This is a genomic window from Campylobacter sp. 2014D-0258, from assembly GCF_008000495.1.
Classification (GTDB): Bacteria; Campylobacterota; Campylobacteria; order Campylobacterales; family Campylobacteraceae; genus Campylobacter_D; species Campylobacter_D jejuni.
The window spans coordinates 90,978-117,373 of record NZ_VOAR01000021.1 but is presented as its reverse complement, the minus strand read 5'-3'; the positions used below and the strand labels follow the sequence as shown (position 1 = coordinate 117,373).

26 protein-coding genes are annotated in these 26,396 nt (G+C 30.7%); 20 read left to right on the top strand and 6 right to left on the bottom strand.

All coding sequences use genetic code 11. The features are described from left to right. The first annotated feature begins 2 nt into the window (after positions 1-2). The 9 genes from SR62_RS03840 to hypA all read left to right on the top strand — a co-directional run bounded on the left by SR62_RS03840 (position 3) and on the right by hypA (position 9,158). Positions 3-1,319, top strand: coding sequence for an MATE family efflux transporter (locus SR62_RS03840; protein WP_002892321.1), 1,317 nt, complete (start codon positions 3-5; stop codon positions 1,317-1,319). Next, positions 1,295-1,942: a M48 family metallopeptidase gene (locus SR62_RS03835; protein WP_002838259.1), complete on the top strand. Its 648-nt coding sequence runs from the start codon at positions 1,295-1,297 to the stop codon at positions 1,940-1,942. Before SR62_RS03840 ends, SR62_RS03835 begins: the two co-directional genes overlap by 25 nt. A 41-nt stretch (positions 1,943-1,983) precedes the next feature. After that, on the top strand, positions 1,984-3,504 hold the full coding sequence (locus tag SR62_RS03830; RefSeq protein WP_004309011.1) for a hypothetical protein: 1,521 nt from the start codon (positions 1,984-1,986) through the stop codon (positions 3,502-3,504). Next, positions 3,485-5,671, top strand: a complete 2,187-nt coding sequence (hypF, locus tag SR62_RS03825; protein WP_004309016.1) for a carbamoyltransferase HypF — start codon at positions 3,485-3,487, stop codon at positions 5,669-5,671. Before SR62_RS03830 ends, hypF begins: the two co-directional genes overlap by 20 nt. A gap of 72 nt (positions 5,672-5,743) precedes the next feature. Continuing rightward, entirely contained in the window at positions 5,744-6,487 is a 744-nt protein-coding gene (hypB, locus tag SR62_RS03820; protein WP_147502267.1) for a hydrogenase nickel incorporation protein HypB, read from the top strand. Continuing rightward, positions 6,487-6,768 (top strand): HypC/HybG/HupF family hydrogenase formation chaperone, encoded by a 282-nt coding sequence (locus SR62_RS03815; RefSeq protein WP_002776342.1) that lies wholly within the window; start codon positions 6,487-6,489, stop codon positions 6,766-6,768. Before hypB ends, SR62_RS03815 begins: the two co-directional genes overlap by 1 nt. Then, on the top strand, positions 6,752-7,843 hold the full coding sequence (gene hypD / locus SR62_RS03810) for a hydrogenase formation protein HypD (protein WP_002785902.1): 1,092 nt from the start codon (positions 6,752-6,754) through the stop codon (positions 7,841-7,843). Before SR62_RS03815 ends, hypD begins: the two co-directional genes overlap by 17 nt. Then, positions 7,840-8,814, top strand: coding sequence for a hydrogenase expression/formation protein HypE (hypE, locus tag SR62_RS03805; protein ID WP_004309019.1), 975 nt, complete (start codon positions 7,840-7,842; stop codon positions 8,812-8,814). The genes hypD and hypE overlap by 4 nt, the downstream gene beginning before the upstream one ends. After that, entirely contained in the window at positions 8,814-9,158 is a 345-nt protein-coding gene (gene hypA, locus SR62_RS03800; protein ID WP_002888485.1) for a hydrogenase maturation nickel metallochaperone HypA, read from the top strand. Before hypE ends, hypA begins: the two co-directional genes overlap by 1 nt. 1 nt (position 9,159) lies before the next feature. Here hypA and holA read toward each other — a convergent pair whose 3' ends face one another. Together holA and SR62_RS03790 are read right to left on the bottom strand one after the other, a co-directional pair. Continuing rightward, positions 9,160-10,125: a DNA polymerase III subunit delta gene (holA, locus tag SR62_RS03795; protein ID WP_004309021.1), complete on the bottom strand. Its 966-nt coding sequence runs from the start codon at positions 10,123-10,125 to the stop codon at positions 9,160-9,162. Continuing rightward, positions 10,118-12,052 carry an RNB domain-containing ribonuclease gene (locus SR62_RS03790; RefSeq protein WP_004309024.1) on the bottom strand — a complete coding sequence of 645 codons (1,935 nt, stop codon included), beginning with the start codon at positions 12,050-12,052 and terminating at the stop codon, positions 10,118-10,120. The genes holA and SR62_RS03790 overlap by 8 nt, the downstream gene beginning before the upstream one ends. Before the next feature lie 118 nt (positions 12,053-12,170). Between SR62_RS03790 and ilvC the strand changes: the two genes are divergently transcribed. The 5 genes from ilvC to SR62_RS03765 are packed head-to-tail and all read left to right on the top strand — an operon-like array spanning position 12,171 to position 16,290. Beyond that, complete coding sequence (ilvC, locus tag SR62_RS03785; protein ID WP_002921147.1) at positions 12,171-13,193, top strand: ketol-acid reductoisomerase; 1,023 nt, start codon at positions 12,171-12,173, stop codon at positions 13,191-13,193. Between the two features lie 3 nt (positions 13,194-13,196). Continuing rightward, the gene (locus SR62_RS03780; RefSeq protein WP_004309026.1) at positions 13,197-14,279 is read left to right on the top strand and encodes a divergent polysaccharide deacetylase family protein; all 1,083 of its coding nucleotides are present in this window, start codon (positions 13,197-13,199) and stop codon (positions 14,277-14,279) included. Beyond that, positions 14,269-15,042, top strand: a complete 774-nt coding sequence (locus tag SR62_RS03775) for a DNA-processing protein DprA (RefSeq protein WP_002898548.1) — start codon at positions 14,269-14,271, stop codon at positions 15,040-15,042. The genes SR62_RS03780 and SR62_RS03775 overlap by 11 nt, the downstream gene beginning before the upstream one ends. Continuing rightward, entirely contained in the window at positions 15,039-15,422 is a 384-nt protein-coding gene (ruvX, locus tag SR62_RS03770) for a Holliday junction resolvase RuvX (protein ID WP_002898550.1), read from the top strand. Before SR62_RS03775 ends, ruvX begins: the two co-directional genes overlap by 4 nt. Positions 15,423-15,450: 28 nt before the next feature. Next, positions 15,451-16,290 carry an RsmB/NOP family class I SAM-dependent RNA methyltransferase gene (locus tag SR62_RS03765; RefSeq protein WP_010891872.1) on the top strand — a complete coding sequence of 280 codons (840 nt, stop codon included), beginning with the start codon at positions 15,451-15,453 and terminating at the stop codon, positions 16,288-16,290. Positions 16,291-16,465: 175 nt separating this feature from the next. Here the strand turns inward: SR62_RS03765 and msrA are convergent, their stop codons facing one another. The 4 genes from msrA to aspS are packed head-to-tail and all read right to left on the bottom strand — an operon-like array spanning position 16,466 to position 19,858. Then, positions 16,466-16,963, bottom strand: coding sequence for a peptide-methionine (S)-S-oxide reductase MsrA (gene msrA / locus SR62_RS03760; RefSeq protein ID WP_002898554.1), 498 nt, complete (start codon positions 16,961-16,963; stop codon positions 16,466-16,468). 40 nt (positions 16,964-17,003) lie between these two features. Continuing rightward, the gene (gene ppa, locus SR62_RS03755; protein WP_002852138.1) at positions 17,004-17,522 is read right to left on the bottom strand and encodes an inorganic diphosphatase; all 519 of its coding nucleotides are present in this window, start codon (positions 17,520-17,522) and stop codon (positions 17,004-17,006) included. A gap of 9 nt (positions 17,523-17,531) precedes the next feature. Further along, on the bottom strand, positions 17,532-18,110 hold the full coding sequence (locus SR62_RS03750; RefSeq protein ID WP_002872374.1) for an adenylate kinase: 579 nt from the start codon (positions 18,108-18,110) through the stop codon (positions 17,532-17,534). Beyond that, positions 18,107-19,858, bottom strand: coding sequence for an aspartate--tRNA ligase (gene aspS / locus SR62_RS03745; protein WP_004309032.1), 1,752 nt, complete (start codon positions 19,856-19,858; stop codon positions 18,107-18,109). The genes SR62_RS03750 and aspS overlap by 4 nt, the downstream gene beginning before the upstream one ends. Positions 19,859-19,949: 91 nt before the next feature. On the opposite strand from aspS, the gene SR62_RS03740 reads away from it, so the two are divergent. The 6 genes from SR62_RS03740 to SR62_RS03715 all read left to right on the top strand — a co-directional run bounded on the left by SR62_RS03740 (position 19,950) and on the right by SR62_RS03715 (position 26,391). After that, positions 19,950-20,810, top strand: coding sequence for an NAD(+) kinase (locus tag SR62_RS03740; protein ID WP_004309034.1), 861 nt, complete (start codon positions 19,950-19,952; stop codon positions 20,808-20,810). Then, a complete protein-coding gene (locus SR62_RS03735; RefSeq protein WP_004309035.1) occupies positions 20,810-22,333 on the top strand; it encodes an AAA family ATPase in 1,524 nt (507 codons plus the stop codon). Before SR62_RS03740 ends, SR62_RS03735 begins: the two co-directional genes overlap by 1 nt. Positions 22,334-22,435: 102 nt before the next feature. Then, positions 22,436-23,680: a bile resistance response regulator CbrR gene (cbrR, locus tag SR62_RS03730; RefSeq protein WP_002852330.1), complete on the top strand. Its 1,245-nt coding sequence runs from the start codon at positions 22,436-22,438 to the stop codon at positions 23,678-23,680. After that, positions 23,671-24,486, top strand: a complete 816-nt coding sequence (locus SR62_RS03725) for a TatD family hydrolase (RefSeq protein ID WP_002856820.1) — start codon at positions 23,671-23,673, stop codon at positions 24,484-24,486. Before cbrR ends, SR62_RS03725 begins: the two co-directional genes overlap by 10 nt. Continuing rightward, the gene (locus SR62_RS03720) at positions 24,486-25,604 is read left to right on the top strand and encodes a lytic transglycosylase domain-containing protein (protein WP_004309038.1); all 1,119 of its coding nucleotides are present in this window, start codon (positions 24,486-24,488) and stop codon (positions 25,602-25,604) included. The genes SR62_RS03725 and SR62_RS03720 overlap by 1 nt, the downstream gene beginning before the upstream one ends. Beyond that, positions 25,564-26,391: a septal ring lytic transglycosylase RlpA family protein gene (locus SR62_RS03715; protein ID WP_002852227.1), complete on the top strand. Its 828-nt coding sequence runs from the start codon at positions 25,564-25,566 to the stop codon at positions 26,389-26,391. The genes SR62_RS03720 and SR62_RS03715 overlap by 41 nt, the downstream gene beginning before the upstream one ends. Positions 26,392-26,396: the final 5 nt, after the last annotated feature.

Sequence of the window (26,396 nt, the reverse complement as noted above, 5' to 3'; positions counted from 1 at the left end):
TCATGGCAAAAAAACAACTCTCTTTAACAAGACTCAGTTTTCCTATATTTTGGGATTTGCTTTCTAAGTATTTAACCGTGATTATCAATACCGCTATGGTGTCGCATTATTCTAATTTTCTTGTTGGTGCTATGGGCGCTGGAAATCAAATTTTAGATCTTTTTATCACTATTTTTTCATTTTTAAGTGTGGGTTGTAGTGTGGTGATCGCACAAGCAATTGGTGCAAAAGATCATGTTTTAGCAAGAAAAGTGATTCATCAAAGTTTGTTCTTAAATGCACTTTTAGGCTTTGTATGCGGTGTGCTTATTTTATGGCATGGGGAGTATTTGCTTTATCTTTTAAAAATTCCACAAGAATTGCTCAAAGATAGCGCAATTTACTTACATATGCTTGCAATTTGTTTGTTTTTTGATGCCATAGGTATTGTTTTAGCTGCTATTGTAAGGGTTTATAATATGGCTTATTGGGTCATGTTTATAGGTTTTTTGATGGATATAGTGGTGATTTGTGGAAATTATTATGTTTTGCATTATACAAAGTCAGAACTTTTTGGAATAGGGCTTAGTAATATTTTTGCTCGCATTGTTGCTATAGTGGCTTTACTTGTGATACTTTTTTACAAGCTTAAAATTCATCTTAAAATCAAAGAAATGATAAAACTTGAAAAAGAGGTATTAAAAAAGGTTTTAAATATAGGTGGATTTTCAGCAGGGGAAAATCTTTTGTGGATAGTCCAATACACTATAGCTTTTGCTTTTGTAGCAAGTTTAGGCGAGGCGAGTTTGAGTGTGCAAACGATTTATTTTCAAATTTCAATGCTTATCATGCTTATAGGACAAGCTACGAGTATAGCTAATGAAATCATAGTAGGTAAATTAGTCGGTGCTAGATATGAAAATATAGCTTATAAACATGCTTGGCGTGCTTTATATTTTAGTGTGGTGGCAAGTGCTTTAGTGGCACTTTTGAACTATCTTTTTCAAGATTTTACTATGCAAATTTTAGGGCTTAAAGAAGAGTTAAAAAATTTAATGATACCTTTATTTGCTCTTTCAATCTTTCTTGAAATTTCACGAACTTTTAATATAGTCATGGTGAATTCCTTGCGCGCAAGTGGCGATGCTAAGTTTCCATTTTTTAGCGGACTTGTTTTTATGATGGGGGTATCTTTACCTGTGGGTTATGTGCTTTGTTTTCATTTTAATCTTGGAATTTTAGGGGTTTGGATAGGATTTTGTGCAGATGAGTTTTTGCGTGGAATGGTAAATTCATACAGATGGAAAAGTAAAAAATGGCAAGGCAAAGCTCTAGTTTAAAATCATTTATTTATAAAGATGAGTGCTATTTTTATTCTAAAAAACGCATAAAAACTTTAAGATTAAGGCTCAATGAAAGGGGTGAATTTGTTCTTAGTATTCCTTATTTTTGCACCTTTAAAAGTGTTTATGAGTTTTTAGATAAATCAAGTTCTTGGATGAATGAGGCAAAAAAAAGATTTGAAAAAAAAGCCTTAAAAGATGATGAATTAATCTTTTTAGCTAAAAAATATCAAATCATTTTTGATGAAAATGTCAAAAAAACTTATTTTGATAAAGATAAAATTCTTTGTCAAAATAAAGCAAAATTAGATTTATTTTTAAGACAAAATGCCAAAAAGATTTTTACTTTTTATCTTAAAAAATGGAGTCAAAAAACAGGTTTATTTTACACACATTTAAGCATTAAAAATATGAAAACACGTTGGGGTTCTTGCAATCATAATAAAGCTTATATTAATTTAAATTTAAAACTCATTCAAAAGAGTTTAAAGGCTATTGAATATGTGATTTTGCATGAAATCAGCCACTTAAAATTCCCCAATCACAGCAAAGAATTTTATACTTTTATAGAGTATTTTATGAGTGATTTTAGGCAAAGAGAGAAAGAATTTTTAAGTTAAAAATGTTATATTTATAGTTTATTTTTCAAAAAAGGCATAATATGACTTTGGATTTTGATTTTATTTATAATGCAGATAATGATATTTTTGAATATTTATTGCGTTTTTATGCGAAAAATTACAATTATATCCTTAGCAAAGAAGAAAATACTTATCATTTTTCTATCGATGCAGATGAAGAAAATTTAAAGACTTTTTGTGATTCCTTAAATTTAATGAGTCATAGCGTTTTTTTGAAAAAATTTGATGTAAAAGCGGGGCAGGGTTTTAACCCTTGTATGCCAGAGGATAAAGAATTTTCAAGATTTTCTTATATTACTCATTTAAATTCTAATGCCTATCAAGAAAAAAAACTTTTAAACAAAAACGAATGGGGCGTGTTTTGTGAGTGTGAATTTTCAAGCAATTTATCAGAATTTGAAAAAATCAATGAAGAAAATTTCAATACTTTTTTAAATCTTGCTTTTGATTTGTTAAGTCAAGAAAAAAAGATTTATTTGAAAGATAAAAATGGCATTTATGAATTTTCTTTGTTTAAGAACGAATTTATAGGAGATTTTTTACTTCCTTGTGATATTAAGGCTATAAATTCAGTTTTTGTTTGTTCAAATGAAAATTTAAAACTTCTTGCAAGTTTGGAAAAACCTTTGATGAAGCTAAGGCTTAATGCCATGTTTAGAAAAAATCACAATCTTGATTTTAATGATTTTAAAATCAGACTTGCTAGGGATTTGTTTTGTTTTGCTTTAGGTTTAAAACTTTTTGAAAATGAATATAAATTTTTAAGCGTAAAAAAGATAGAAGAATATCAAAAAGATTTTTATATCAGTGCTTTAGATGAGCAAGTGGTGGTTTTGGAAGGCTTTGAATTTATCAATGCTAAGGCAAGAGAGCTTATTTTTTCTAAAGAAGATAAAAATATGGCAAGAATTTCTTATCTTGTAAGCCGTTGTAAAGAAAAGGCTTTTATTTTAGAGCTAAGTAAAGATGATGAAGATATTTTGCTTATCAACAAAGAGCTTAATTTGCTTAAACTTTGCTTACCAAAACACAGTAAAGAGCTTTATGAAGAGATACAAAAAGATGAAATCGGCGCAAGACTTTTAGAAAATTTTGCCAAAGAATTTCCGCTTTTAAATGAGAGTTTTGAACTTAAAAACAATTTTTATTCTTTGCTTGGGTTAGTAGGTAGAGTGCTAAATTTGGGTAAAAATTTACAAGAGAGTGTTAGCGAGCTTTTAAAAATCGCAGACGAATCTAAAATGCCTCGTGGGGTGAAGATTGATTATCGTTTGAAAGAAGATAAAAGTTTTGATTATACTAGGACCTTAAGATCTACTATGAGCTTTATGCTAGCAGGGGTAGATAGTGCAAATATCGCTTATGGAGCGGTTGAGAGTTTGGCTTATTTCTTACGTGATACTTATGATGAATTAAGAGAGAAAAAGCAAAGTGATTTAGCGCTTATAAGTGGATCTTTGTTTGAACATAAATCTTTGCTTAAAAATACTTTAAAACATCTTAAAAATTGTCAGTTAAGCGATGTACCACTTAGGGTATAAGATCAAAATTTCAGGCTTAGTTCAAGGGGTGGGTTTTCGCCCTTTAGTTTATGAACTAGCTTTGAAATCAAAGCTTTTTGGAGAGGTAAGAAATGATGGTTTTGGGGTAGAAATCATCCTTGCTTGCACTCAAAAAGAATGTGAAAATTTTATAGAAAATTTAAAAAATCATCTTCCACCTTTAGCAAGAATAGATAAGCTTATAATGACGCAAATTTCTATTTCAAACTATGAGAATTTTAGCATTACTCCTTCTTTAGAGAATACAAAAAGCACGCCTATGTTAAGTGATTTTGCGTTTTGTAAGGAGTGTAAAAAAGAATTTTTTGATGAAAAAAATCCACGCTTTTTATATCCTTTTATCACTTGCACACATTGTGGGCCACGCTTTAGTATTATAAAAAGTCTTCCTTATGATAGATTTAATACCTCTATGCAAGAATTATTGATGTGTGAGTTTTGTAAAAGCGAATACGAAGATCCTAAAAATAGGCGTTTTCATGCCCAGCCTATTAGTTGTCCTAAATGCAAAATCAATGTTTTTCTTAAAAATCCAAAGGGTGAAATTTTAGCCAAAGATCAAGAAGCTTTTATACAAAGTGCGAAGTTTTTAAAGGAAGGTAAAATTTTAGCCATTAAAGGCATGGGCGGTTTTCATCTCATGTGTGATGCGTTTAATGAAGAAGCTTTAAAAACTCTAAGACTTAGAAAAAATCGCCCCAAAAAACCCTTTGCTTTGATGTGTAAAGATTTACAAAGTGCTAAAGAACTTGCCTTTATAGATGAAAAAGAAGAAGCTTTGCTTGGTGGGGTTTTGGCTCCTATTGTGATTTTAAAGGCAAAAAAAGCCTTTTCTTTAATCGCTCCTGATGTAGATAAAATCGGTATTATGTTAGCTTATACACCTTTACATCTTTTGCTTTTTGAGTATTTTAAAGGAAGCCTTGTAGCAACGAGTGCAAATTTAAGCGGAGAAAGTATTATTAAAGATGAGTTTAATTTGTGTAAAAAACTTGATAAAGTTTTTGATTTTTATTTGGATTATGATAGGGAAATTATCAATGCAAGTGATGACAGCATAGCTCAAGTGGTAAATGGTGAAACTATGTTTTTGCGTACTTCAAGGGGTTTAAATCCTTTTTATTTGGAAAGAAATTTTAATAAAAAAGGCACTTTTTTAGCTTTGGGTGCGGAACTTAAAAATGAATTTGTGATTTTTTATGAAAATAAACTTTTAATTTCTCCTTATATAGGGGATTTGAAAAGTCTTGATGTGCATGAGAGATTTTTTAAACTTTTAGAATTTTTTAAACAAAATTATGATTTGAAATTTGATGCGATTTTGTGCGATAAACACCCGCATTTTAGCTATGCAAAAGAATTTGAAGAAAGGATTAAAATTTCTCATCATTATGCGCATTTTTGTGCGGCTTATTTTGAATACGAAGAAAATTTTGCAAAAGATGAAAAGGCTTTAGCTTTTATTTGTGATGGAACAGGTTATGGCGAAGATGGTAAAATTTGGGGTGGAGAAGTTTTTGTAGGAAATTTAAAAGAATATGAAAGAATTGCACATTTTGAAAATTTCACTCTTATAAATAGTGATATTAAAAATATACAAAATTTAGCTCTAAGTCTTATTTTTCATTATGATTTAGAAGATAAGGCTAAGGAGTTTTTAGCAAAAATTCCAAAAATCAAACTTGAAAACCTTAAAAAAATTTATTCTCATTCTAACTTGCAAACGAGTTCTTTAGGACGCATTATCGATGCTTTTGGAAGTATTGTTTTTAACTTAGAAAAAAGTTCTTATGAAGCTCAAGTTGGCTTAATGTGTGAGGCTTTTTATGATAAAAATCTTGATTTTTCTTACAAGCTTTTTGTAGAAAAAGGGCAGGTTAATTTTAAAAATTTAATCCTAGGGGCTTTACAAGATGAAAAAACTAAGGCAATTACAGGTATGTTTAATGCCTTGGCAAATTTTATCATAGATTTTAGCAAAGATTATGATTTAAAAGTGCTTTTAAGTGGAGGAGTTTTTCAAAACAAAACCTTACTTGAAATTTTAAAAGCTAAAAATTTTGATTTTTTTATACCTTTAAAATACCCTTGCAATGATAGCTCCATAGCTTTAGGACAAATGGTGCATTTTTTAAAAAAAGAGTGATTTTATCTTTAAACTCATAATTTTTTAATGCTTTTAAGGTTAAAATGAAACAAAAAATATAAAGGAAAGAAAATGTGTAAAGATTGCGGCTGCTCTATAAATTCAAGCCATACGCATGATCATCATCACGATCACCACCATGAAAATCCAAGTTTAAAAGAAAGTAAAACCATAGAAGTAATTTCTAAAATTTTAAGCAAAAACGATGAAGAAGCTAAACACAATAGAGCGCATTTTAATGAGGCTAACACGCTTTGTATCAATTTAATGAGTTCTCCAGGTAGCGGAAAAACCACGCTTTTAGAAAGCACGATCAAGGCTTTGAAAAATGAACTTAAAATTGCTGTGATTGAAGGGGATTTAGAAACCAATAATGACGCCCTAAGAGTAAAAAATGCCGGAGCTTTGGCGCATCAAATCACTACAGGGCAAAGCTGTCATTTGGATGCTTTTATGGTGCATGAGGCTTTGCATCATTTAGTCATTGATGATGTGGATTTGCTTTTTATAGAAAATGTTGGAAATTTGGTTTGTCCTGCAAGTTATGATTTAGGAGAGCATTTAAATGTGGTTTTGCTTTCAGTAACCGAAGGAAGTGATAAACCGCAAAAATACCCTGTGATGTTTAAAAAGGCTGATATAGTTTTAATCACAAAGGCAGATTTGGCTCATCATTTTGATTTTGATGTTAAAGAGGCGACTAGGTTGATTAAAGAATTAAATCCTAGAGCAGATATTATCACTCTTGATGCAAAAAATGGCACCAATATGGAGCTTTGGTATAAGGTGCTTAAACTTAAAAAGGAGCTTTTTTAATGTGTTTGTCTATACCTTCTGAAATTTTAGAAATCGATGAGTTAAACAATGCTTTAGTGCAAACTTTAGGTGTGAAAAGAAAAGTTAATTTGGATTTGATTGATGAGCCTTTAAAACAAGGCGATTATGTGTTAATCCATGTAGGCGTTGCTATGGAAAAAATCGACAAAGAAGCTGCACTAGAAAGCATTAAAACCTATCAAGAAATAGTAGAAAAAATGAATAGTGGAGAGATAAAAAGTGATGAAGGAGATTTGGGTTTAAATGAATTTCATCGATGAATTTAGAGATAAAGAAAGCATTTTAGCTTTAAAAAAACTCATAGAACAAGAACTTAAAAATCCTATCAATATCATGGAAATTTGCGGTGGGCATACGCATAGTATTATGAAATATGCCCTACCTTCTATTTTGCCAAAGGAAATTAACTTTATCCATGGGCCAGGATGTCCTGTTTGTGTTATGCCAAGAGTTCGCATTGATACAGCTATCAAGTTAGCCTCCATGAAAGATACGATTTTTTGTACTTTAGGAGATCTTTTAAGGGTGCCTGGAAGTGAAATTTCTCTGCTTGATTTAAGAGCTAAAGGGGCTGATGTTAGAGCGCTTTATTCTCCACTTGAGGTTTTGGAAATCGCTAAGCAAAATTTAAACAAAAATATCATCTTTTTTGCTATAGGTTTTGAAACTACTACGCCTATGAGTGCTTTACTTCTTCAAAAGGTTATAGAAGAAAAAATAAATAATGTCTTTTTTCATATCAATCATATCACAGTTCCAGCGCCTGTAGAAGCGATCATGAATGATGAAAATGTAAAAATCAATGCTTTTTTAGGCCCTTCTCATGTGAGTGTGATTACAGGTTATGGTATTTATGAGCCTTTAGCAGCAAAGTTTAAAACCCCTATAGCGGTGAGTGGTTTTGAGCCAGTTGATATTTTAGAAAGTGTGTTAAATATCATAAAACAAAGCAATGAAGGCACTTTTAAAGTGTATAATCAATACAAAAGAGCCGTAAGTAAAGAAGGTAATGTTAAAGCACAAAATTTAGTAAAAAAATACTTTAGGGTGTGTGATTTTGAATTTCGTGGCTTAGGGCTTATTAAAGATGGGGGCTTGGAACTAAAAGAAGAATTTAGTGCTTATGATGCGAGTAAAAAATTTGATTGTACGGTGCAAAGTAAAAATGAAAGCAAAGCCTGTATTTGTGGGCAAATTTTAAGAGGTTTGGCCAAGCCTTATGATTGTAAAGTTTTTGGTAAGGCTTGTACGCCAAGAAGTCCTATAGGAAGTTGTATGGTTTCTGGCGAGGGTGCTTGTGCGGCGTATTATAAATACTCAAAGGTGAATGTATGAAAAATATTTCCTTAGCCCACGGAGGTGGCGGAGAAGAGATGAACGAGCTTTTAACTAAGCTTTTTAAGATCTTTGATAATGAAATTTTAAATGCAAATAATGATGCAGCGATTTTAGGAAATTTGGCTTTAAGCACAGATTCTTTTGTTTTAAGTCCGATTTTTTTAGATGAAGAGGTTAATATAGGAAAACTTTGTGTTTGTGGTTCTATTAACGATGTTTTGATGGTAGGTGCTAAGCCAAAATATCTAAGTTTAGGGCTTATCTTAGAAGAAGGTTTTGAGCTAGAAAAACTAGAACACATTTTAAAAAGCATTAAAGAAGAATGTGAAAAATGCGGAGTTATGTTAGTTTGTGGCGATACTAAAGTTGTTCCTAAGGGCAAAGCAGATGAAATTTATATCAACACTACGGCCTTAGGTGAAATTATTTCTAAAAAAGAAAGTAAAAATATCAAAGCAGGGCTTAGCATACTTCTTTCAGGTGATATAGGAAGGCATGGAGCTAGTGTTTTAATCAAAAGAAATGAGTTAGAAGCTGATGTTAAAAGTGATTGTAAGGCTTTGGATAAAGAGGTTTTAGAGCTTTTAGAAAAAGATATAAAGGTTGTAGCAATGAGAGATGCTACTCGTGGGGGGCTTAGTGCGGTTTTAAATGAGTGGGCAAAGCAAAGCGGAAATGATCTTTTGATCTTTGAAGAAAAAATCATCGTTCAAGATGAGGTTTTAGGACTTTGCGAGCTTTTTGGTTATGAAGCTTATGAACTTGCAAATGAAGGCACTTTTATACTTTGTGTGGAAAAAGAAGATGAGTTAAAAGCCTTGGAAATTCTAAAAAAATACAATGTAAATGCGAGTATTATAGGAGAAGTTTTAGAAGAGAAAAAAGCACGCGTGATCTTACAAAACGCTTATGGGGCAAAACGCTTTTTAGAAAGCCCTAAAGGCGAACTTTTACCAAGAATTTGTTAATGCACGAATTAAGTATAGTAGAATCTTTAATCGAACTTTGTGAAGAAAATGCCTTAAACAATAAGGCTTGTAATGTACAAGAAATTTATGTAAAAATCGGGCGTTTAAGCGGTATAGAAGCGGATCTTTTTAAGCGTTGTTTTGAAACTTTTAAAGAAAACTCAAATATTTGTAAAAATGCTAAACTTTTTATAGAACTTGCTCCGCTTGAAATTTTATGCTTAAAATGCGATAAAACAAGTATTTTAGAAGAAAATGTTTTTAAGTGTCCTAAATGTCAAAGTATAGAATATAAAATCACACAAGGTGAGGACTTACACCTTATGCGACTTGTGATGGAGTGAGTTAGTTTTTCAAAATCCTTGCAAGTTTAAGCAAATTTGAAATTAAAAATTCTTTTTTTACGAGCTTAGAATTGGTTTTAAGCTCGTATTCGCTTTTAAGTAAAAGAGTGAAAATTTCTTTATATTGTTCGATTTTTAAACTAAAGGCTTGAGAGCTTAAATTTTGTCCCACTTGAGGAGGTGGAGTATAGCCTAAAAGATCTTTAAAGTCAATTTTACCATTGACTTTAGCATAAAGTGCGATTTTAAATAAACGATAAAAAGAATTATATAAAGAGTTGATTAAAGCAATTTCATTAAAATTGTCTAAAATTTTTTCAAGTTCGCTTTTAAAGTCTTGTTTTTTTAAAATTTTCTCAAAAAAGCTTTCAAAACTTCCTGTATTCAAACTATAGCAGTATTGTTCTATGGTTTTTTCATCTACTCTTAAACCGCTAAATTTATTAAGTTCACTCGCAGCAAGATATAAATTTTCATCAAAACTTGTAAAAAGGGTAAATAAAGCATTTTGAGTGATTTCAACCCCTAGTTGTTTTGCTTTTATGCTTAAAAGCTCCACGCCTTCTTTAGCTCCGTTAGCTTTAAAAAATCTTGCAAAATGAGGAGAGAAAATTTTTTCTATGTCGCTTTGCTTTGAGTTTTCATCATAAAGCTCTAAAAGAAAGAAATTGTCCGTATTGTTTTTGCAAAGTTCGACTAAAATTTTAAGATCTTTTGTTGGAATTTTTTTAGAAGTTTTGATTTCTAGTAATTTTTTTTCGCTAAAAAGCGATCCTGCGCTTAAAAAATCACTCGCACGAGTGAAGTTGTATTCTTCAAAAAAAAGTTTTAAAGTTTCATCGGGCTTATATTTTTCTTTTATAAATTCAGCATAAAGTTCGCTTTGAAAATTATCCGCTCCATAAAGAAAGAAAAAATTAGGTATTGAATCTTTAGAAAGTAGGGTTTGAAGCTCTTTTCTATACATTTTCTTCCTTTATGAGTCTTTGGGTGATTTTAGCATAAATTTTTGCCATAACTATATCCGCTTCCATGATTTGCACTTCAACATTTTCTAGTAAATTTACACGTGTATCATAAAGGATTATATCTGCTCCTTTGATTTCATCATCTAGTTTAGCTATGCAAACTCCATCATTTTGCACAACTAAAGCTTTAAATTTTTTGCCTATATTTTTAGCTGCCCATCTAGCAAATTTTCTATCCATAAAATCAAAAGCAACCTTATCCGCCTCTCTTTCAAGTGTGCTAAGATTCTCGCAAGTGCTTTCTATGTTTAAAAGTAGATAATTAAAAAGTTTTTCATCGTTTTTTTGTTTGGCTTTTAAAAGTCTGTGTAAAATAAGATCAGAATACCTTCTTATAGGGCTTGTAAAATGTGAGTATTTATCAAAACCTAAGCCAAAATGCCCCGCATTTATGCTAGAGTATTCCGCTTTTTTTTGTGCTTTGATGATGAGTTTATCTACTTCTGCTCTTAAATTTAACTCATCGGATAAAGCTTGTATGTCGCGTATGAGTTCAGGAAGATTGGGTTTAAAATTTACATCGATGCCTAGTTCGCGTAATTCATTTAAAAGCTTATCGATTTTTCTTGCATCAGCACTTAAGTGATTTCTAAAAACACCTATATCTATGAGTTTTGCTGCGGCTTTATTAGCTAAAAGCATACAATCTTCGATTAAATTATGCGAAGGCGTGTCTTTTTCAAAAACTGTGCTTTTTAGACTTAAATTTTCATCTAAATTCATTCTTAATTCTTCGGTGCGAAATTCAAAGGCATTTTTAAGACGCATTTTGCGTAAATTTTTTGTGATTTCAAAAAGCTCATAAAGCCATGAAAGCTCTTTTAAATCAGGTTTTTGTATCAAAATTTCATCAACTTCATCGTAATTAAAACGGCGTTTTGAATTGATAATACCTTCAAAAAGTTCTTCTTTTATGACTTTATTTTCATGATCGAGTGTGATTTTAAAACAATACGCTAAGCGATCTAAATGAGGTTTTAAAGAACAGATATTTTCACTTAAAGGACGCGGTAGCATAGGTATAGCAATATGTGGAAAATAAATAGAAAATCCACGATTTCTTGCTTCTTTATCTATAGCACTATAAGCATAAACATATTCGCTAACATCAGCAATAGCTACATAAATTTCTCGTTTTTGGATGTCAAAATAAATCGCATCATCAAAATCTTTTGCATGTATAGGATCTATGGTGCAAAAAGGCAAGGCTCTTAAATCCATGCGATTTTCATACATACTCGCATCAACACTATCGCCGTTTGCTAGAGCTTCTTTGATACAAGCGTCGCTAAATTCGTTATTTTTATTAAAAAGAGCTAAGGAGATTTTTTCATCTACGCTTTCATCATCGATATGTCCTAAAACTTCTATGATATTGTTATTTTCATTTTCTATTTTTAAAATTGTCCCTAAAGGTAGTGCTTTTAAGGATTTTTGAGAAGCTTTTAAGGCAGTGCTTAATCCTGTTTTGATATTCATTCCAAGCACGGCTTCGCCGTACCTTTTGGTGATTACTAAAGAGGTTTCATTGGCTCTTTTTAGAACTAAAATCACCTTTGCACTAGGGCGTTTTTTCTTTAAAGGTAGAAGTTTTACTGCGACTATATCTTTATAGTTTGCACCTTTTAGGTTTTTGTTTTCTATCAAAAGATCTTTTTTGAAACTTTCATCAAAGCATTGTAAAAAACCTGTGCCTTTGCTTGAAATATCAAGCACTCCAAAGGCAAAACCATTATTAAGATAATATTTGTTTTTGTGTTCTTTGATGATATGACTAGCTAAAAGCTCTCTTAAAATTTGTTTAAATTCATTGCTTGCTTCATGAGGGCTAATGCCATAACTAAGACTGTTTAAAAATTCTTTCACTTTTGATACTTTATGATTTTTTGTAAAATTCTTACATAAAGTTTATAAAAAAAATATGAAATTTATACTTTAATTGCTATAATAATACCTTTAATTTTTGAATTTTTAAGGAGTGAATATGGCTATTACAGTATATTATGATAAAGATTGTGATTTAAATTTAATCAAATCAAAAAAAGTAGCAATTATAGGCTTTGGCTCTCAAGGACACGCTCATGCGATGAATTTAAGAGATAATGGCGTAAATGTAATTATCGGACTTCGTGAAGGTAGTGTAAGTGCTGTTAAAGCAAAAAATGCTGGTTTTGAAGTAATGAGTGTAAGTGAAGCTTCTAAGACAGCAGATGTGGTTATGATTTTAGCTCCTGATGAAATTCAAGCAGATATTTTTAATGTCGAAATAAAACCAAATTTAAGTGAAGGCAAGGCTATAGCTTTTGCGCACGGTTTTAATATCCACTATGGTCAAATTGTTGCTCCAAAAGGTATAGATGTTATCATGATAGCACCTAAAGCACCAGGACACACAGTAAGAAATGAATTTACTTTAGGAGGTGGAACTCCTTGTTTAATAGCCATCCATCAAGATGAAAGTAAAAATGCTAAAAATTTAGCCTTAAGTTATGCAAGTGCGATTGGGGGCGGACGCACAGGTATTATAGAAACAACCTTTAAAGCCGAAACAGAAACAGATCTTTTTGGTGAACAAGCTGTGCTTTGTGGTGGGCTTAGTGCTTTGATTCAAGCAGGTTTTGAGACTTTGGTTGAAGCAGGTTATGAACCTGAAATGGCTTATTTTGAGTGTTTGCATGAAATGAAACTCATTGTGGATTTGATTTATCAAGGTGGTATTGCAGATATGCGTTATTCTATCTCAAATACTGCAGAATACGGCGATTATATTACAGGGCCAAAGATTATTACTGAAGAGACTAAAAAAGCGATGAAAGGTGTTTTAAAAGATATACAAAATGGTGTTTTTGCAAAAGATTTTATCTTAGAACGCCGTGCAGGTTTTGCTAGAATGCATGCAGAACGCAAAAATATGAATGATTCTTTGATAGAAAAAACAGGGCGCAATTTGCGTGCTATGATGCCTTGGATCAGTGCTAAAAAATTAGTAGATAAAGATAAGAACTAAACATTGTCAAAGAAAAAATTAGTTCAAATTCAGCGTTATTTAATCATAGCTATACTTTTTTTACTTTGTATAGCTTTAGCTTTGGGAATTTTAGTAAAATATCAAAATTCCCAAGATGTTTCTTCTGTTAAGCCGGATTATTTTATTGATAAACAAGAAGATTTAATTTCATCAAATAAAGATCATTATGAAATTGGTATTTTTCAAGAGAATGAGTTTGATAATAATAAATCTGTAAGTATTTTAGAGCAAAAAATTCAAGAAATCGATGATTTAAATACAAGTTTAAATGAGCAAAATTTAAGCAGTGTGGAGCAGAATTTAAGTTTAGAGCAAAATCAGAGTTTGGAACAAAATTTTATTCCAAAAGATACAAATTTAACCCAAGATCAAAATTTAACTTTTGATGAAGATATTCATTTAAATAAAATTTCTAAAAAACCAAAACTTGCTATTATTATCGATGATATGGCAAATGCAAGTCAGGTTAGAGGTTTAAAAGCTTTAAATTTAAAGTTAAATCCTTCTTTTTTTCCGCCAGATAAAAACCATATCGAAACGCCAAAACTTGCTTTAAAATTTGATTTTTATATGGTGCATTTACCTTTAGCAGCAATTAATTACAATAAACCCGAGCTTGATACTTTAAATCCAAATGATAGCAAAGAAAGAATTTTTAAAAAAATCAAGCAAATTAAAAAAGATTTTAAGGATTTAAGATATATTAATAATCACACAGGAAGTTTATTTACAAGCAATGAAGAAGCTATGAGAAAGCTTTATGAGGCTTTAAAAAATCAAAATATATTTTTTGTAGATTCTAAAACTATAGGAAATTCTAAGGCAAATAAAATCGCTAAAGAACTCAGTATGCCTTATATACAAAGAGATGTGTTTTTGGATAATGAGGATGATGTTAATTATGTTAAAAAACAACTCGAAAGCGCAGTAAAACTCGCACAAAAAAAAGGTTTTGTTATAGCCATAGGACATCCTAGGAAAAATACTTTTAAAGCTTTAGAACAAAGTAAAGATTTGTTAAAAGGCGTTGATCTTGTGTATTTGAGTGAAATTTATGGCAAGTGAAATTTTGCCTGATGAATTTTTAGAACTTTTTAAAGATTTAAAAAAGCCTCCTAAAAAATTACACTATAAAGGAAATTTATCTTTATTAAAACAAGATAAAATCGCTATTATAGGTTCAAGGCGTATGAGTATTTATACGAAAAATTGTGTTTTTTCTTTAGCGAGTATGCTTAAAAATGCTCATCTTTGTGTGGTAAGTGGCGGTGCTTTGGGTGTGGATATCACCGCAAGTATGGCGGCTATGCCAAATACTATAGGTATTTTTGCCAATGGTTTAGATCAAATTTATCCAAGAACTAATGAAAAAATCATTAAGCAAATTTATGAAAATGCTTTAGCTTTAAGCGAATACGAAGATGATTATTTGCCAAAAAATTATGACTTTTTACTAAGAAATCGTTTGGTTATTGCTTTAAGTAAGGCTGTTGTGGTTGCGCAAGCAGATATAAAAAGTGGTTCCATGCAAAGTGCAAAACTTGCTTTAGAACTTCATAAGCCTTTATATGTTTTACCGCAAAGACTAGGAGAAAGCACAGGGACTAATTTACTTTTAAAGGAAAATAAAGCAAAGTTAATTTGTGATTTTAAAGAATTTGTAAGTGAGTTTGCAAGTATAGATATGAATCAAGATGAGTTTTTAGAGTTTTGTAAAAAAGGTGTGAGTGTTGATGAGGCTTTAAAAATTTATGGACAAAAAGTTTATGAATATGAACTTGAGGGAAAAATTTCCATAGAAGGGCTTTTTATAAGGGTTTTAGTATGAGAGCTTTGGCTTTAGATGTAGGTTTAAAACGCATAGGTGTAGCGCTTTGCATAGATAAAAAGATCGCTTTGCCTTTAGATGCAGTTTTAAGAAAAAATCGCAATCAAGCCGCTAATGAAATCAAAAATTTACTTAAAATACATGAAATTTCTTTACTCATTGTAGGCATTCCTAAGGGTGGATCAAGCGAAGAAGAAATGACAAGACGCATTAAGCATTTTGTTTCTTTGCTTGAATTTGATAAAGAAATTTGTTTTGTAGATGAAAGCGGAACAAGTAAAGAAGCTTTAGAATACGGCGTAGCCAATACACGCAAAAAAGATGGTAAATTAGATTCTTTAGCTGCTTTTATCATGATAAAGGATTATTTTGCTCTCTAGAATAGAAAAACTTTATACTAAAGATGAAATGCAAAATATTTTATCTTCTTTTGCTCAAGAAAAAAATGTTTGTGTATTTGCAAATACTTTAAAAACTAGCATTGAAGAATTAGAAAAAGAATTTTTAAAACAAAATTTAAAATTTAAAAAGATCAATGTTTATTGTTATTTGTTTGATGCCAAAGATAAGGCTATCTTAAGTTCTATGAAAGCTTTTAATGAGGCGCACTTTTATATACAAAATTATTCTTCTTATTTGTGTGCTTTAAATTTAGAGGTCAAAGCAGGGCAAAGTGTTCTTGATATGTGTGCAGCTCCGGGTGGCAAAAGTATCAATCTTGCAAATTTTATGCAAAATACAGGTTATTTAGCTTGCAATGAGATGAGTAGGGATAGATTTTTTATTTTGCAAAAAAATCTTAAAAATTACGGCGTGAATGCTAAAGTTTTTATGAAAGATGGTAAAAATATAGGCAATTTATGCCCTTTAAAATTTGATAAAATCTTACTTGATGCACCTTGTTCAACTTTTGCTAAAATAGGTTTTGATTTGGAAAAAAGTTATAAAGAAATCAAAAATATTGCAAAAACTCAAAAAAAACTTCTACATTCTGCTTTAAAGGCATTAAAAATAGGCGGAGAGCTTGTATATAGTACTTGCACCTTTACCAAGGAAGAAAATGAAGAAGTGATAGAGAATGCTTTAAAAAGTGAGTTTAAATTAGAGCTTTTAGATATTGATTTGGAAAATGTTGAGGCTAAAGCAGGGCAAAGTGAAGAATTTGCTGAAATTTCAAAATGCAGACGGATTTTACCAAGCTTAGACTATGATGGATTTTTTATAGCTAAGCTTAGGAAATTATGTTAATTGATAAAATTATTCACATTTAAATACAAATTCATAAAAAAACTTAAAAAACAATAAATAATTTTTTCTTTATTTTAAAGCTTAAAGTTCTATTTTTAAGTACTTTGAAAAGAAAATCACAGCGTGAAAAGGCTGTGAATAAAGTTGAAATTTTTTTAACCTTAAAAAGATGAAATTAGTCTGATTGTATTTTTTGCAGTTTTGGAGCTATTATAGCTTGACAATATCCTTGATTGGGATTATTTATAAAATAATGTTGATGATAGTTTTCAGCTTTGTAATAAGTTTGCAATCTTGAAATTTTAGTAACTATTTTTTTGCTAAATATTTTTTGCTGTTCTTCGATGAAATTTTGAGCTAAAATTTTATCTTCTTCATTTTCGTAAAAGATTATTGAGCGATATTGTATACCAATATCTCCACCTTGTTTATCTATACTTGTTGGATCATGAATTTTAAAAAAGAGTGTTAAGATTTCAAGAAGAGAGATTTGTTTTTCATCGTAATTTATTTTGACAACTTCTATGTTGCCATCACCATTACACACGCTTTCATAGCTAGGATTTGGATTTCCTCCGCTATATCCAACTTCAGTATCGATTACACCTTTTAGGCGTTCAAATACGGCTTCAACACACCAAAAACAACCACCACCTAAAACGATATTTTTCATTGCGAGTTTTCCTTAAGCTTAGCCCTTTGAAGGGCTAGGATTATTTATAGTTTTTGATTGCTTTTTCTAAAATTTCAATTGCAGCTTTTTCATCTTTGAAATCTTGCACTTTAACCCATTTATTTGGTTCTAAAATTTTATAAGTTTCAAAGAAGTTTTTGATTTTATTTAAAGTTGCTTGTGGTAAATCTGTGTAAGTTTTTATATTATCATATCTCGCATCTATTTTTGAATTTGGAACTGCAAGAAGTTTTTCGTCCATTCCACTTTCATCTTCCATGATTAAAACACCGATTAAGCGGCAAGGAATCACAGCTCCAGCTTGGATAGGATATTCATTAAGCACTAAAATATCTACAGGATCACCATCATCAGCCAAAGTATTAGCAATAAAACCATAGTTTGCTGGGTAAAACATCGCGCTAGCCATAACGCGATCTACCATGATAGCACCGCTATCTTTATCGATTTCGTATTTTATATTTGAGCCATATGGAATTTCAATTACGGCATTGATTTTATTTGGAATATCTCCGATTTTGATTTTGCTTAAATTCATTTTTTCTCCTTATATACTTTGAATTTTTTTAATCAGTTCTTTCATGTCTGCAACGATAGGTTCGATAGTGCGTTCCCCATCAATAATAAAATGAAGTTTTTTCTTTTGATAAAAATCTAAAATTTCATTTAAAGGTTCTGTATAAACTTTCATTCTATTATAAAACACTTCTTCATTATCATCTGCACCACGATTTCTGCCTAAAACTCTTTCCTTGGCAACTTCTTCGCTTACTCTTACTTCTATGACACCTTTAAGACAAATTTCATTTTGCTCGCTTAAAACCTTGTCAAATTCCATCATTTGTTCTACGCTTCTTGGATAGCCATCGATGATGATAGTTTTAGTTGGAGCAGCTTTTAGAGCATAAACTATAGTATTTACAACAACATCTAAAGGAACAAGATTGCCTTTGGAGATAAAACTATCTATAGTTTTTCCAAGCTCACTCCCACTTGCTACTTCAGCTCTTAAAAGATCCCCTGTTGAATAGTGTGTGATATTTGTCGCATCTGCTTGTGCGATTAAACTAGCATCGGTAGTTTTTCCACTACCTGGTGCACCTATGATTAAAAACAATTCTTTCATTTTATATTCTCCCTTAATTTGATTCCTAATTCTCTCATTGCTTCATTGCTAGCAGGCGATGGCGCATCTGTCATTAAGCATTGCGCTCTTTGGGTTTTTGGAAAGGCTATAACCTCTCTTATGCTGTTTGCTCCTGTAACTAGCATGATGAGTCTATCAAGTCCTATAGCGATACCTCCATGTGGTGGAGCACCAAAACTTAAAGCATCAAGTAAGAAACCAAATTTTTCTTTTTGTTGTTCTTCATCGATATTTAAAAGTTTAAATACTTTTTGTTGAATATCGTTTTTATGGATTCTTATACTACCTCCACCTAGCTCAACGCCATTTAACACTACATCATAAGCAATAGATGAAATTTCTTCTAAATCATTTTCATTGATATTTTTTGGCATGGTAAAAGGATGGTGCATCGCAGAATAACTTCCATCATCATTTTGCTCAAACATAGGAAAATCAATAACCCATAAGAATTCTAAGGCATTTGGATCTATAAGATTTAACTCGTTGGCTAAGAAAATTCTAAATCTTCCCATATAATCAAGCACGGTTTTTTTAGCTCCTGCACCGAAAAATACCACATCTCCTACTTCAAGTTCACAGCGTTTGCTTAGCTCATTTAAATCTTCTTCGCTAAAGAATTTACAAAGTGGACCTTTAAGCCCATCTTCTTTAACTTGTATAAAAGCTAAGCCTTGAGCACCAAATTTACGCACAAATTCTTCAAATCTTTGCATTTGTCTTTTTGAAAAAATAGTATCACCTTTTGGAACACGTATGGCTTTGATGCGATTTTTCTTTGTATCTTTGGCAATATTTGCAAAAATTTCATTATTTGACTTAGCGAAAATATCAATCACATCAATAAATTTAAGATCAAATCTTAAATCCGGCTTATCAGAGCCATAATTTTCCATAGCGTCTTTGTATTGCATTTGTCTAAAAGGGGTTTGAATTTCTTTGCCGCAAGCTTTGAAAATATCTTTTAAAAAAGTTTCAGCTACATTGATTACATCTTTTTGTTCGCAAAAACTCATTTCAATATCAATTTGTGTGAATTCGGGTTGGCGATCAGCTCTTAAATCTTCATCTCTAAAACATTTTGCGATTTGAAAATAACGATCAAAACCGCTACACATTAAAAGTTGTTTGAAAAGCTGAGGGCTTTGTGGAAGAGCATAAAATTCACCCTGATACACACGAGAAGGCACGAGATAATCTCTTGCGCCTTCGGGAGTAGCTTTGGTAAGAATAGGGGTTTCAACTTCTAAAAATCCCATATTTGCCAAAGAATTTCTAGCTGCTATACAAGCTTTAGAACGCAAGGCAAAATTTTCATAAAGTTTAGGATTTCTTAAATCTAAAAAGCGATATTTTAAGCGTAATTCTTCATTTACACTTTCATCAGCGATAGCAAAAGGAGGTACGGCACTTTCATTTTCTATGGTAAGTTTAGAAACCACTACTTCGATTTCTCCTGTTTTTAATTTAGGATTTATAAGTCCTTCGCCACGCGGACGAATAGTGCCTTCTGCAATAAGTACAAATTCATTTCTTGCATTGGAAGCGATTTCATGAGCTTCTTTGCTATCATTTGGATCACAAACAAGTTGGATAATACCACTTCTATCTCTTAAATCTATAAAAATAACTCCACCATGATCGCGGTAGCTATTTACCCAACCGCAAAGTTTAACGCTTTGACCAACATGGGAAATTCCCAAGTCTGTATTATAATGACTTCGCAAATTTATTCCTTGAAAAAAGATTTTTTAAGATAATGAGCAAAATTATAGTATTTTTATTCTTTTGCTTTGCTAAGATTTGATATAATTTTTTATGCAAAATAAAATAGATCATAAAAATATTAAAAAAATTGGACTTGTTGCACGACCCAATGTGAGTTTAGATAAGGAAATTTTAAAACTTCAATCGATTTTATCTATATATAAAGTTGAACTTGTATTGTTTAAAGAAAGTTCTGAAATTTTAGATTTGCCAAAGTATGGATTGGATGATTTGTTTAAAATATCTGATTTTGTTATTTCTTTAGGTGGAGATGGAACTTTGATTTCTTTATGTCGTAAAGCTTGTGAATATGATAAAGCAGTTTTAGGAATTCATGCTGGACATTTAGGTTTTTTAACAGATTTTAAAGTTGATGAAGCTGAAAATTTTTTTCAAGCTTTTTTTCAAGGAGAATTTAGAATAGAAAAGCCTTATTTGTTAAGTGTTTTTTTAGAAGATAAGCAAGGAAAAATCTTAGAAAAATTGGCTTTTAATGATGTGGTTATCAGTAAAAACAATCAAGCTTCTATGGCTCATATAGAAGTTTTTAGAAAAGAAAAGAAATTTAATGAATATTTTGGAGATGGGCTTATTGTTGCAACTCCTGCGGGTTCAACAGCTTATAATTTAAGTGCAAATGGGCCCATAGTTTATACTTTAGCTCAAGCTTTTATCTTAACTCCTGTTTGTTCTCATTCTTTAACACAACGCCCTATTGTTTTGCCAAAAGGTTTTGAAATAGAGATTATGGCAAAGGATTGTATACTTTGTATTGATGGGCAAGAAAATTATAAAATGAATGATTTTAAAAGTATAAAAGTGGGTTTAAGTGATAAAAATGTGGCTTTAATTCACCCAAAAAATAGGGATTATTTTCAAATTTTAAAAGAAAAATTACACTGGGGAAATTGATGATAAATAGAATTTTTATGAAAGAAAATCTTGGTTTTAAAAAGGCTGAGCTTGAAATTTCTAAAGGACTTACCGTTTTTACAGGCCTAAGTGGAGCTGGAAAATCAGTTTTGTTTAAAGGAATTTTATCTGCATTTTCCTTGAGTGAAAGTGAGGCTAAAATTGTCGAAATAGAACTAGATGATAAGTTAGATTTAGAAAGTTTTGGCATAGAAAGTGAAGAGGAGAATGTTTTTAAGCTTTTAAAAGAAAAAAACACAAAATATTTTATTAACAATCAAAGCATAGCGAAAAAAAGTTTGCAAAATTTAAGTAAAACTTTTATTAAGTATTTAAGCGCAAAGGAAAATAACGAATTTGGAAATGAAAAATTTTTAAATCTCTTAGATGCCTTGGAGATGCAAGAAAATACAAATTTTATTTCCTTTTTAGAAGATTTTAAAAAAGATTTTAATGCTTATAGTCAAATTTCTAATGAGCTTAATGCAATTTTAGAAGAAGAAAAAAAAGTAGAAGAATTAAAAGAATTAGCTAGAGTGCAAATTGAAAAAATTTCAAGCATTAATCCTAAAATAGGTGAGTATGAAGAGCTTTTAATACTTAAAAAAAAGCTTTCTAAAAAAGATAAATTAGAAGAAGCTTGGAGTAAGGCAGAGCGTATTTTTGAGCTTGAAAAAGTTGTTATTGAAGCTTTAAATTTAAGCGAAGTTGATGCAAGTTTTTTTAGTGAATGTTTAAATGAATTACGCGTGATTTGTGAAAATCAAAAAATGGAAGATTTGGATTTTGATGTGGAGACGCTTTTAGATCGTATTGAAAATTTATCCTATCTCATCAAGCGTTATGAAAGCATAGAAAATGCTTTAGAAGTTTTAAAACAAAAAAAACACGAACTAGAACATTATGAAAATTTAAGTTTTGAAAAAAAAGAACTTGAAAAAAAATTTCAAGAATTAAAACAAAAATTAGAAGAAAAAGCACAAATTTTAACTCAAGCAAGAAAGAAAAACCTTAAAAAATTAGAAAAATGTTTAAATAATTATCTTAAAGATCTTTATATGAAAGATGCAAGTTTAACGCTTAAAGAAAATGAAAAAATTTCAATTTCAGGCAAAGATGAGATAATGCTAGATATTAATTTAGCTCATTTAAAAAATTTAAGTTCGGGTGAATTAAATCGCTTAAGACTTGCTTTTATAGCCACAGAATGTAAAATTTTAAATGCAGGCAAAGGGATATTATTTTTAGATGAAATCGATGCAAATTTAAGCGGAAAAGAGGCTATGAGTATAGCCAAGGTTTTAGAGGAGCTTTCTAAGTTTTATCAAATTTTTGCTATTTCTCATTTGCCTCAACTTTCCTCTAAGGCGCATAATCATTTTTTAGTTGAAAAAAATGGCGAAGAAAGCAAGGTAAAAAAGCTTGATCAAGAAGAAAGAATTAAAGAGCTTGCTAGGATGGTAAGTGGAGAGCTTGTTAGTGATGAAGCAATTGAATTTGCTAAGACCTTGTTTAAGGATTAAGCGGATTTTTTATTTTACTATGTTAGAATATATAACTATAAAATTTCCTTTCTTTGAAACAAATATATTAAAAATTTTAGATATAAAGGTATTTTACACACTATGAATAAGAAAATTTTAATTATTGATGACAATAAAATGCTCGGCAAACTTTTAGCTAAAAAAATTCAAATGACTTTAGATTATGAGGTAGATATTGCTTTTGGTTTTGCCGAAGCTAAGGAATTAATGAATAATGATTATTTTTTAGCTTTTGTGGATTTATGTTTGCCAGATGCCCCAAATGGTGAAGTTGTGGATTATGTTATAGAAAAGAAAATTCCTGCTATTGTTCTTACGGCTAGTGGTGATAAGGCTACTAAAGAAAAATTTATGGATAAAGATATATTAGATTATATTTTTAAAGAAAGTGAAACTTGCATTGATGAGATTATTAGTTCTATTGTAAAACTTAATCAATATGCAAAAACTAAAGTGATTTTAGCTATGAGCAAGCTACCTGAACGTAATGAAATTAAAAAAATACTTACTCAAAGACAATTTAATGTTTTAGCTGCAGCTCATGGTGAAGAAGCAATGAGTTATTTAAATGATAATAATGATGTTAAGCTTATTATAGCAGATGTCAATATGCCAGTAATTAGCGGTTTTGAGCTTTTGACTCAAGTAAGAGAACGTTTTAGTGATGATGAATTAGGTGTGATTCTTTTGGGGGATCATAATGATTCATTTGAAGCGAATTCTTTTAAAAATGGAGTTAATGAGTATTTGTTTAAGCCTTTAAGCAAAGAAAGTTTTAATTGTCGCTTAGATCGTTGTTTATCTTACATGGATGATAAAAAATTTTTAAGCACTTATAATGTTTTAGATCCTGTATCTGGGGTTAAAAATTATAATGCTTTAATCGATGGAATAGATGATTATTTTAACGAAATAGCAACAAAAGACGAGGAATTTGCTTTTGCTTTCTTAGATATAGATAATCTTCAAATGATTAACGATGAATACGGCCGTGAAGTTGGTGATGAAGTAATTAAAATCTGCGCCAATGAAATAGTTAATGAAACTAAAGGAAGAGATCTTGTAGGTAGATATAGTGCAGAAAAAATTTGTATTTTACTTAAAAATATATCCCAAGAAAGAGCGATTAAAATCTTTTCTCGTATACGAGTAAATATAAAAAAAGCTGGTGTTTTAGTTAATTTAGATGAAGTCTTTTTTACAGCTTCTATAGGCGTGGTTTTTGGAAAAAGTGGAGATAAGATTGATTCTTTGGTTGATAAAGCAAGTAAAATATTGTCTCAAGCAAAAGATAATGGCAAGGATAGAGTTGAAGTATGTTCTTAAATCTTGATTTTCAAGATGGTTTAAGGATTGTTGATACGCATTGCCATCTAGACAGTGAAGCATTTAAAGATGATTTAGATGAAACTTTAAATCGTGCTTTTAAAAATGGTATAGAGAAAATCATCATACCTGGTGCTGATATAAAAGACTTGCCTTATGCAGCTACAATTGCTCATAAATATAAAAATATTTTTTTTGCAGCAGGGGTGCATCCTTATGAAATTGATAATTATGATGAGAAAATTTTAAGACAGTATTTATGCGATGAAAAGTGTGTAGCTGTAGGTGAATGTGGGCTTGATTATTTCCGTTTTAAAAGTGATCTTGCTGAAGAAATTCAAAAAGAAAAAGAAAATCAAAAAAAGATTTTTATTGCACAGCTTGAGCTTGCTATTGAATTTAAAAAACCTGTTATCATTCACTCAAGAGAAGCAAATCATGATACTTATGAGATTTTACATGGGTATTCTAAGGATCTTGTAGGAGGAGTTTTACACTGCTTTAATGCAAGTGAACATTTGCTAACTCTTTTTGAAGAGGGATTTTATTTTGGTATTGGGGGAGTTTTAACTTTTAAAAATGCTAAGAAATTAGTTGAGATTTTGCCTAAAATTCCAAAAGATAAACTACTACTTGAAACTGATGCTCCATATCTTACTCCAGAGCCTTATCGCGGTAAAAGAAATGAACCTTTGTTAACTCAATTTGTAGCAAACAAAATGTGTGAAGTATTGAATTTATCAAGAAAAGAGCTTCTAGAAATTTGTTTTAACAATTCTGAAAAATTATTTTTTAAAGGTTATTAATGAAAAAAATTTTATTGTGTTTTTTAATATGTTTTAATTTTCTTTTTGCACAAATTAATACTCCTGAATTTTATGAAAGACAAATGAATGTTTTAAGAAATTTAGATATTAATCCAAGTTTTATTAGTGATTTGATTTTTGTGCAAACTCAACAAGATATAAAATCAAAACATGCTCAAACTTTAATAGATAGTATGCAAAATTTTTCAAAAGTTACTCCTATGATAAGAAAAATTTTATCCCAGCAGGAAGTTCCTGATGAGATTTTGTATCTAGCTATGGTTGAATCAGGCTTGAAAACTCATAGCGTTTCTAATGCCAAGGCTGTAGGGGTTTGGCAATTTATGCAACCAACAGCTAGAAATTTGGGTTTAAGAATCGATGCTTATGTTGATGAAAGGCGTGATCCGGTCAAGTCAACTTATGCCGCTACAAATTATTTAAAAGAGTTAAAAGAAGAATTTGGCAAATGGTATTTAGCACTTTTAGCTTATAATTGCGGAAATGGCAAGCTAAGACAAGCTATCAAGCAAGCAGGAAGTGATGATTTAAGTGTTTTATTGGATCCGGATAAAAAATATCTTTCTTTAGAAACTAGAAATTTTATAAGAAAGATTTTAACGCTTGCTTTTTTAGCTAATGATAGGGATTTTTTACTAGATAAAGATGCGTCTTTAATGAATTATGCTTTAAGCAATGAATTTGCAAAAGTTGATGTGCCTTCTTCTGCATCTTTAAAAGAAATAGCTAAAAATTTAAATATGGATCTTGCAACTTTTAAGAAATATAATCCACAATTTAAACATAATTTTACGCCTCCTGGTAAAGGGTATTATATGTATATACCACTTAATAAAGTAGCATTTTTTGATAAAAATTTTAAAGCAGAAAAACTTGCGAAGGTTGATACAACTATACCTATGACAAGAACTTATACCGTTAAGTCTGGTGACTCTTTATATAAAATAGCAAAAAATTATAATATAAGTGTTGATGAAATTCGAGAATTCAATAAAATAGCAAAAAATCATCTTAGCATTAATCAAAAATTAATTATACCAATCAAGGAGAATAAAAATGCAAATAAAAACAATTACACTAAAGTTGTCAGCCGTTAGTCTAGGGGCTTTATTTTTTAGTGGTTGTTTAGGCACTAGTTTTTTTTCTAGCTTGGATAATGCTCAAGTGTATTATCCTTCAAATGATTTTAAAAGCAGTCCTAGTTCTTCAGGGACTAAAGGAACAATGAAGCCTTATACTATCAACGGTAAAACTTATTATCCTACTGTTGTAGCAGTAGGCGAAACTGCTGATGGTATTGCGAGTTGGTATGGGCCAGGCTTTCACGGCAAGAAAACCTCTAATGGCGAAACCTATAATCAAAATGCTTTAACCGCGGCTCATAAAACTTTACCTATGAATACCATCTTAAAAGTAACCAATCTAAATAACAATCGTCAAGTTACCGTTCGTGTGAATGATAGAGGTCCTTTTGTAAATAATCGTATTATAGATTTATCAAAAGGAGCTGCTAGTCAAATTGATATGATTGCTTCAGGAACAGCTCCAGTAAGGCTTGAGGTTATAGGGTTTGGATCAAGTAATTCGGGTAATAATATTGTACATTCTAATGTAAACTATGGAAATAGTGGAGAGATTGCAAATAATGGACAAATTTATGAAGGTGGAAATTTCATGGTTCAAATTGGAGCCTTTAAAAACCCAGCTGGAGCACAAACGATAGCAGCAAGATACAAAACTTATAGAACTTATAGCTCTACTATACGCACAAGCTCAGTGGATGGGTTAAATCGCGTTTTCTTAACAGGCTTTAGAAGTGAAGATGAAGCAAGGGATTTTGCTGCAAGTGGTGCATTTGCAGGTGCATTTGTTGTAAGAGAGTAGAAATT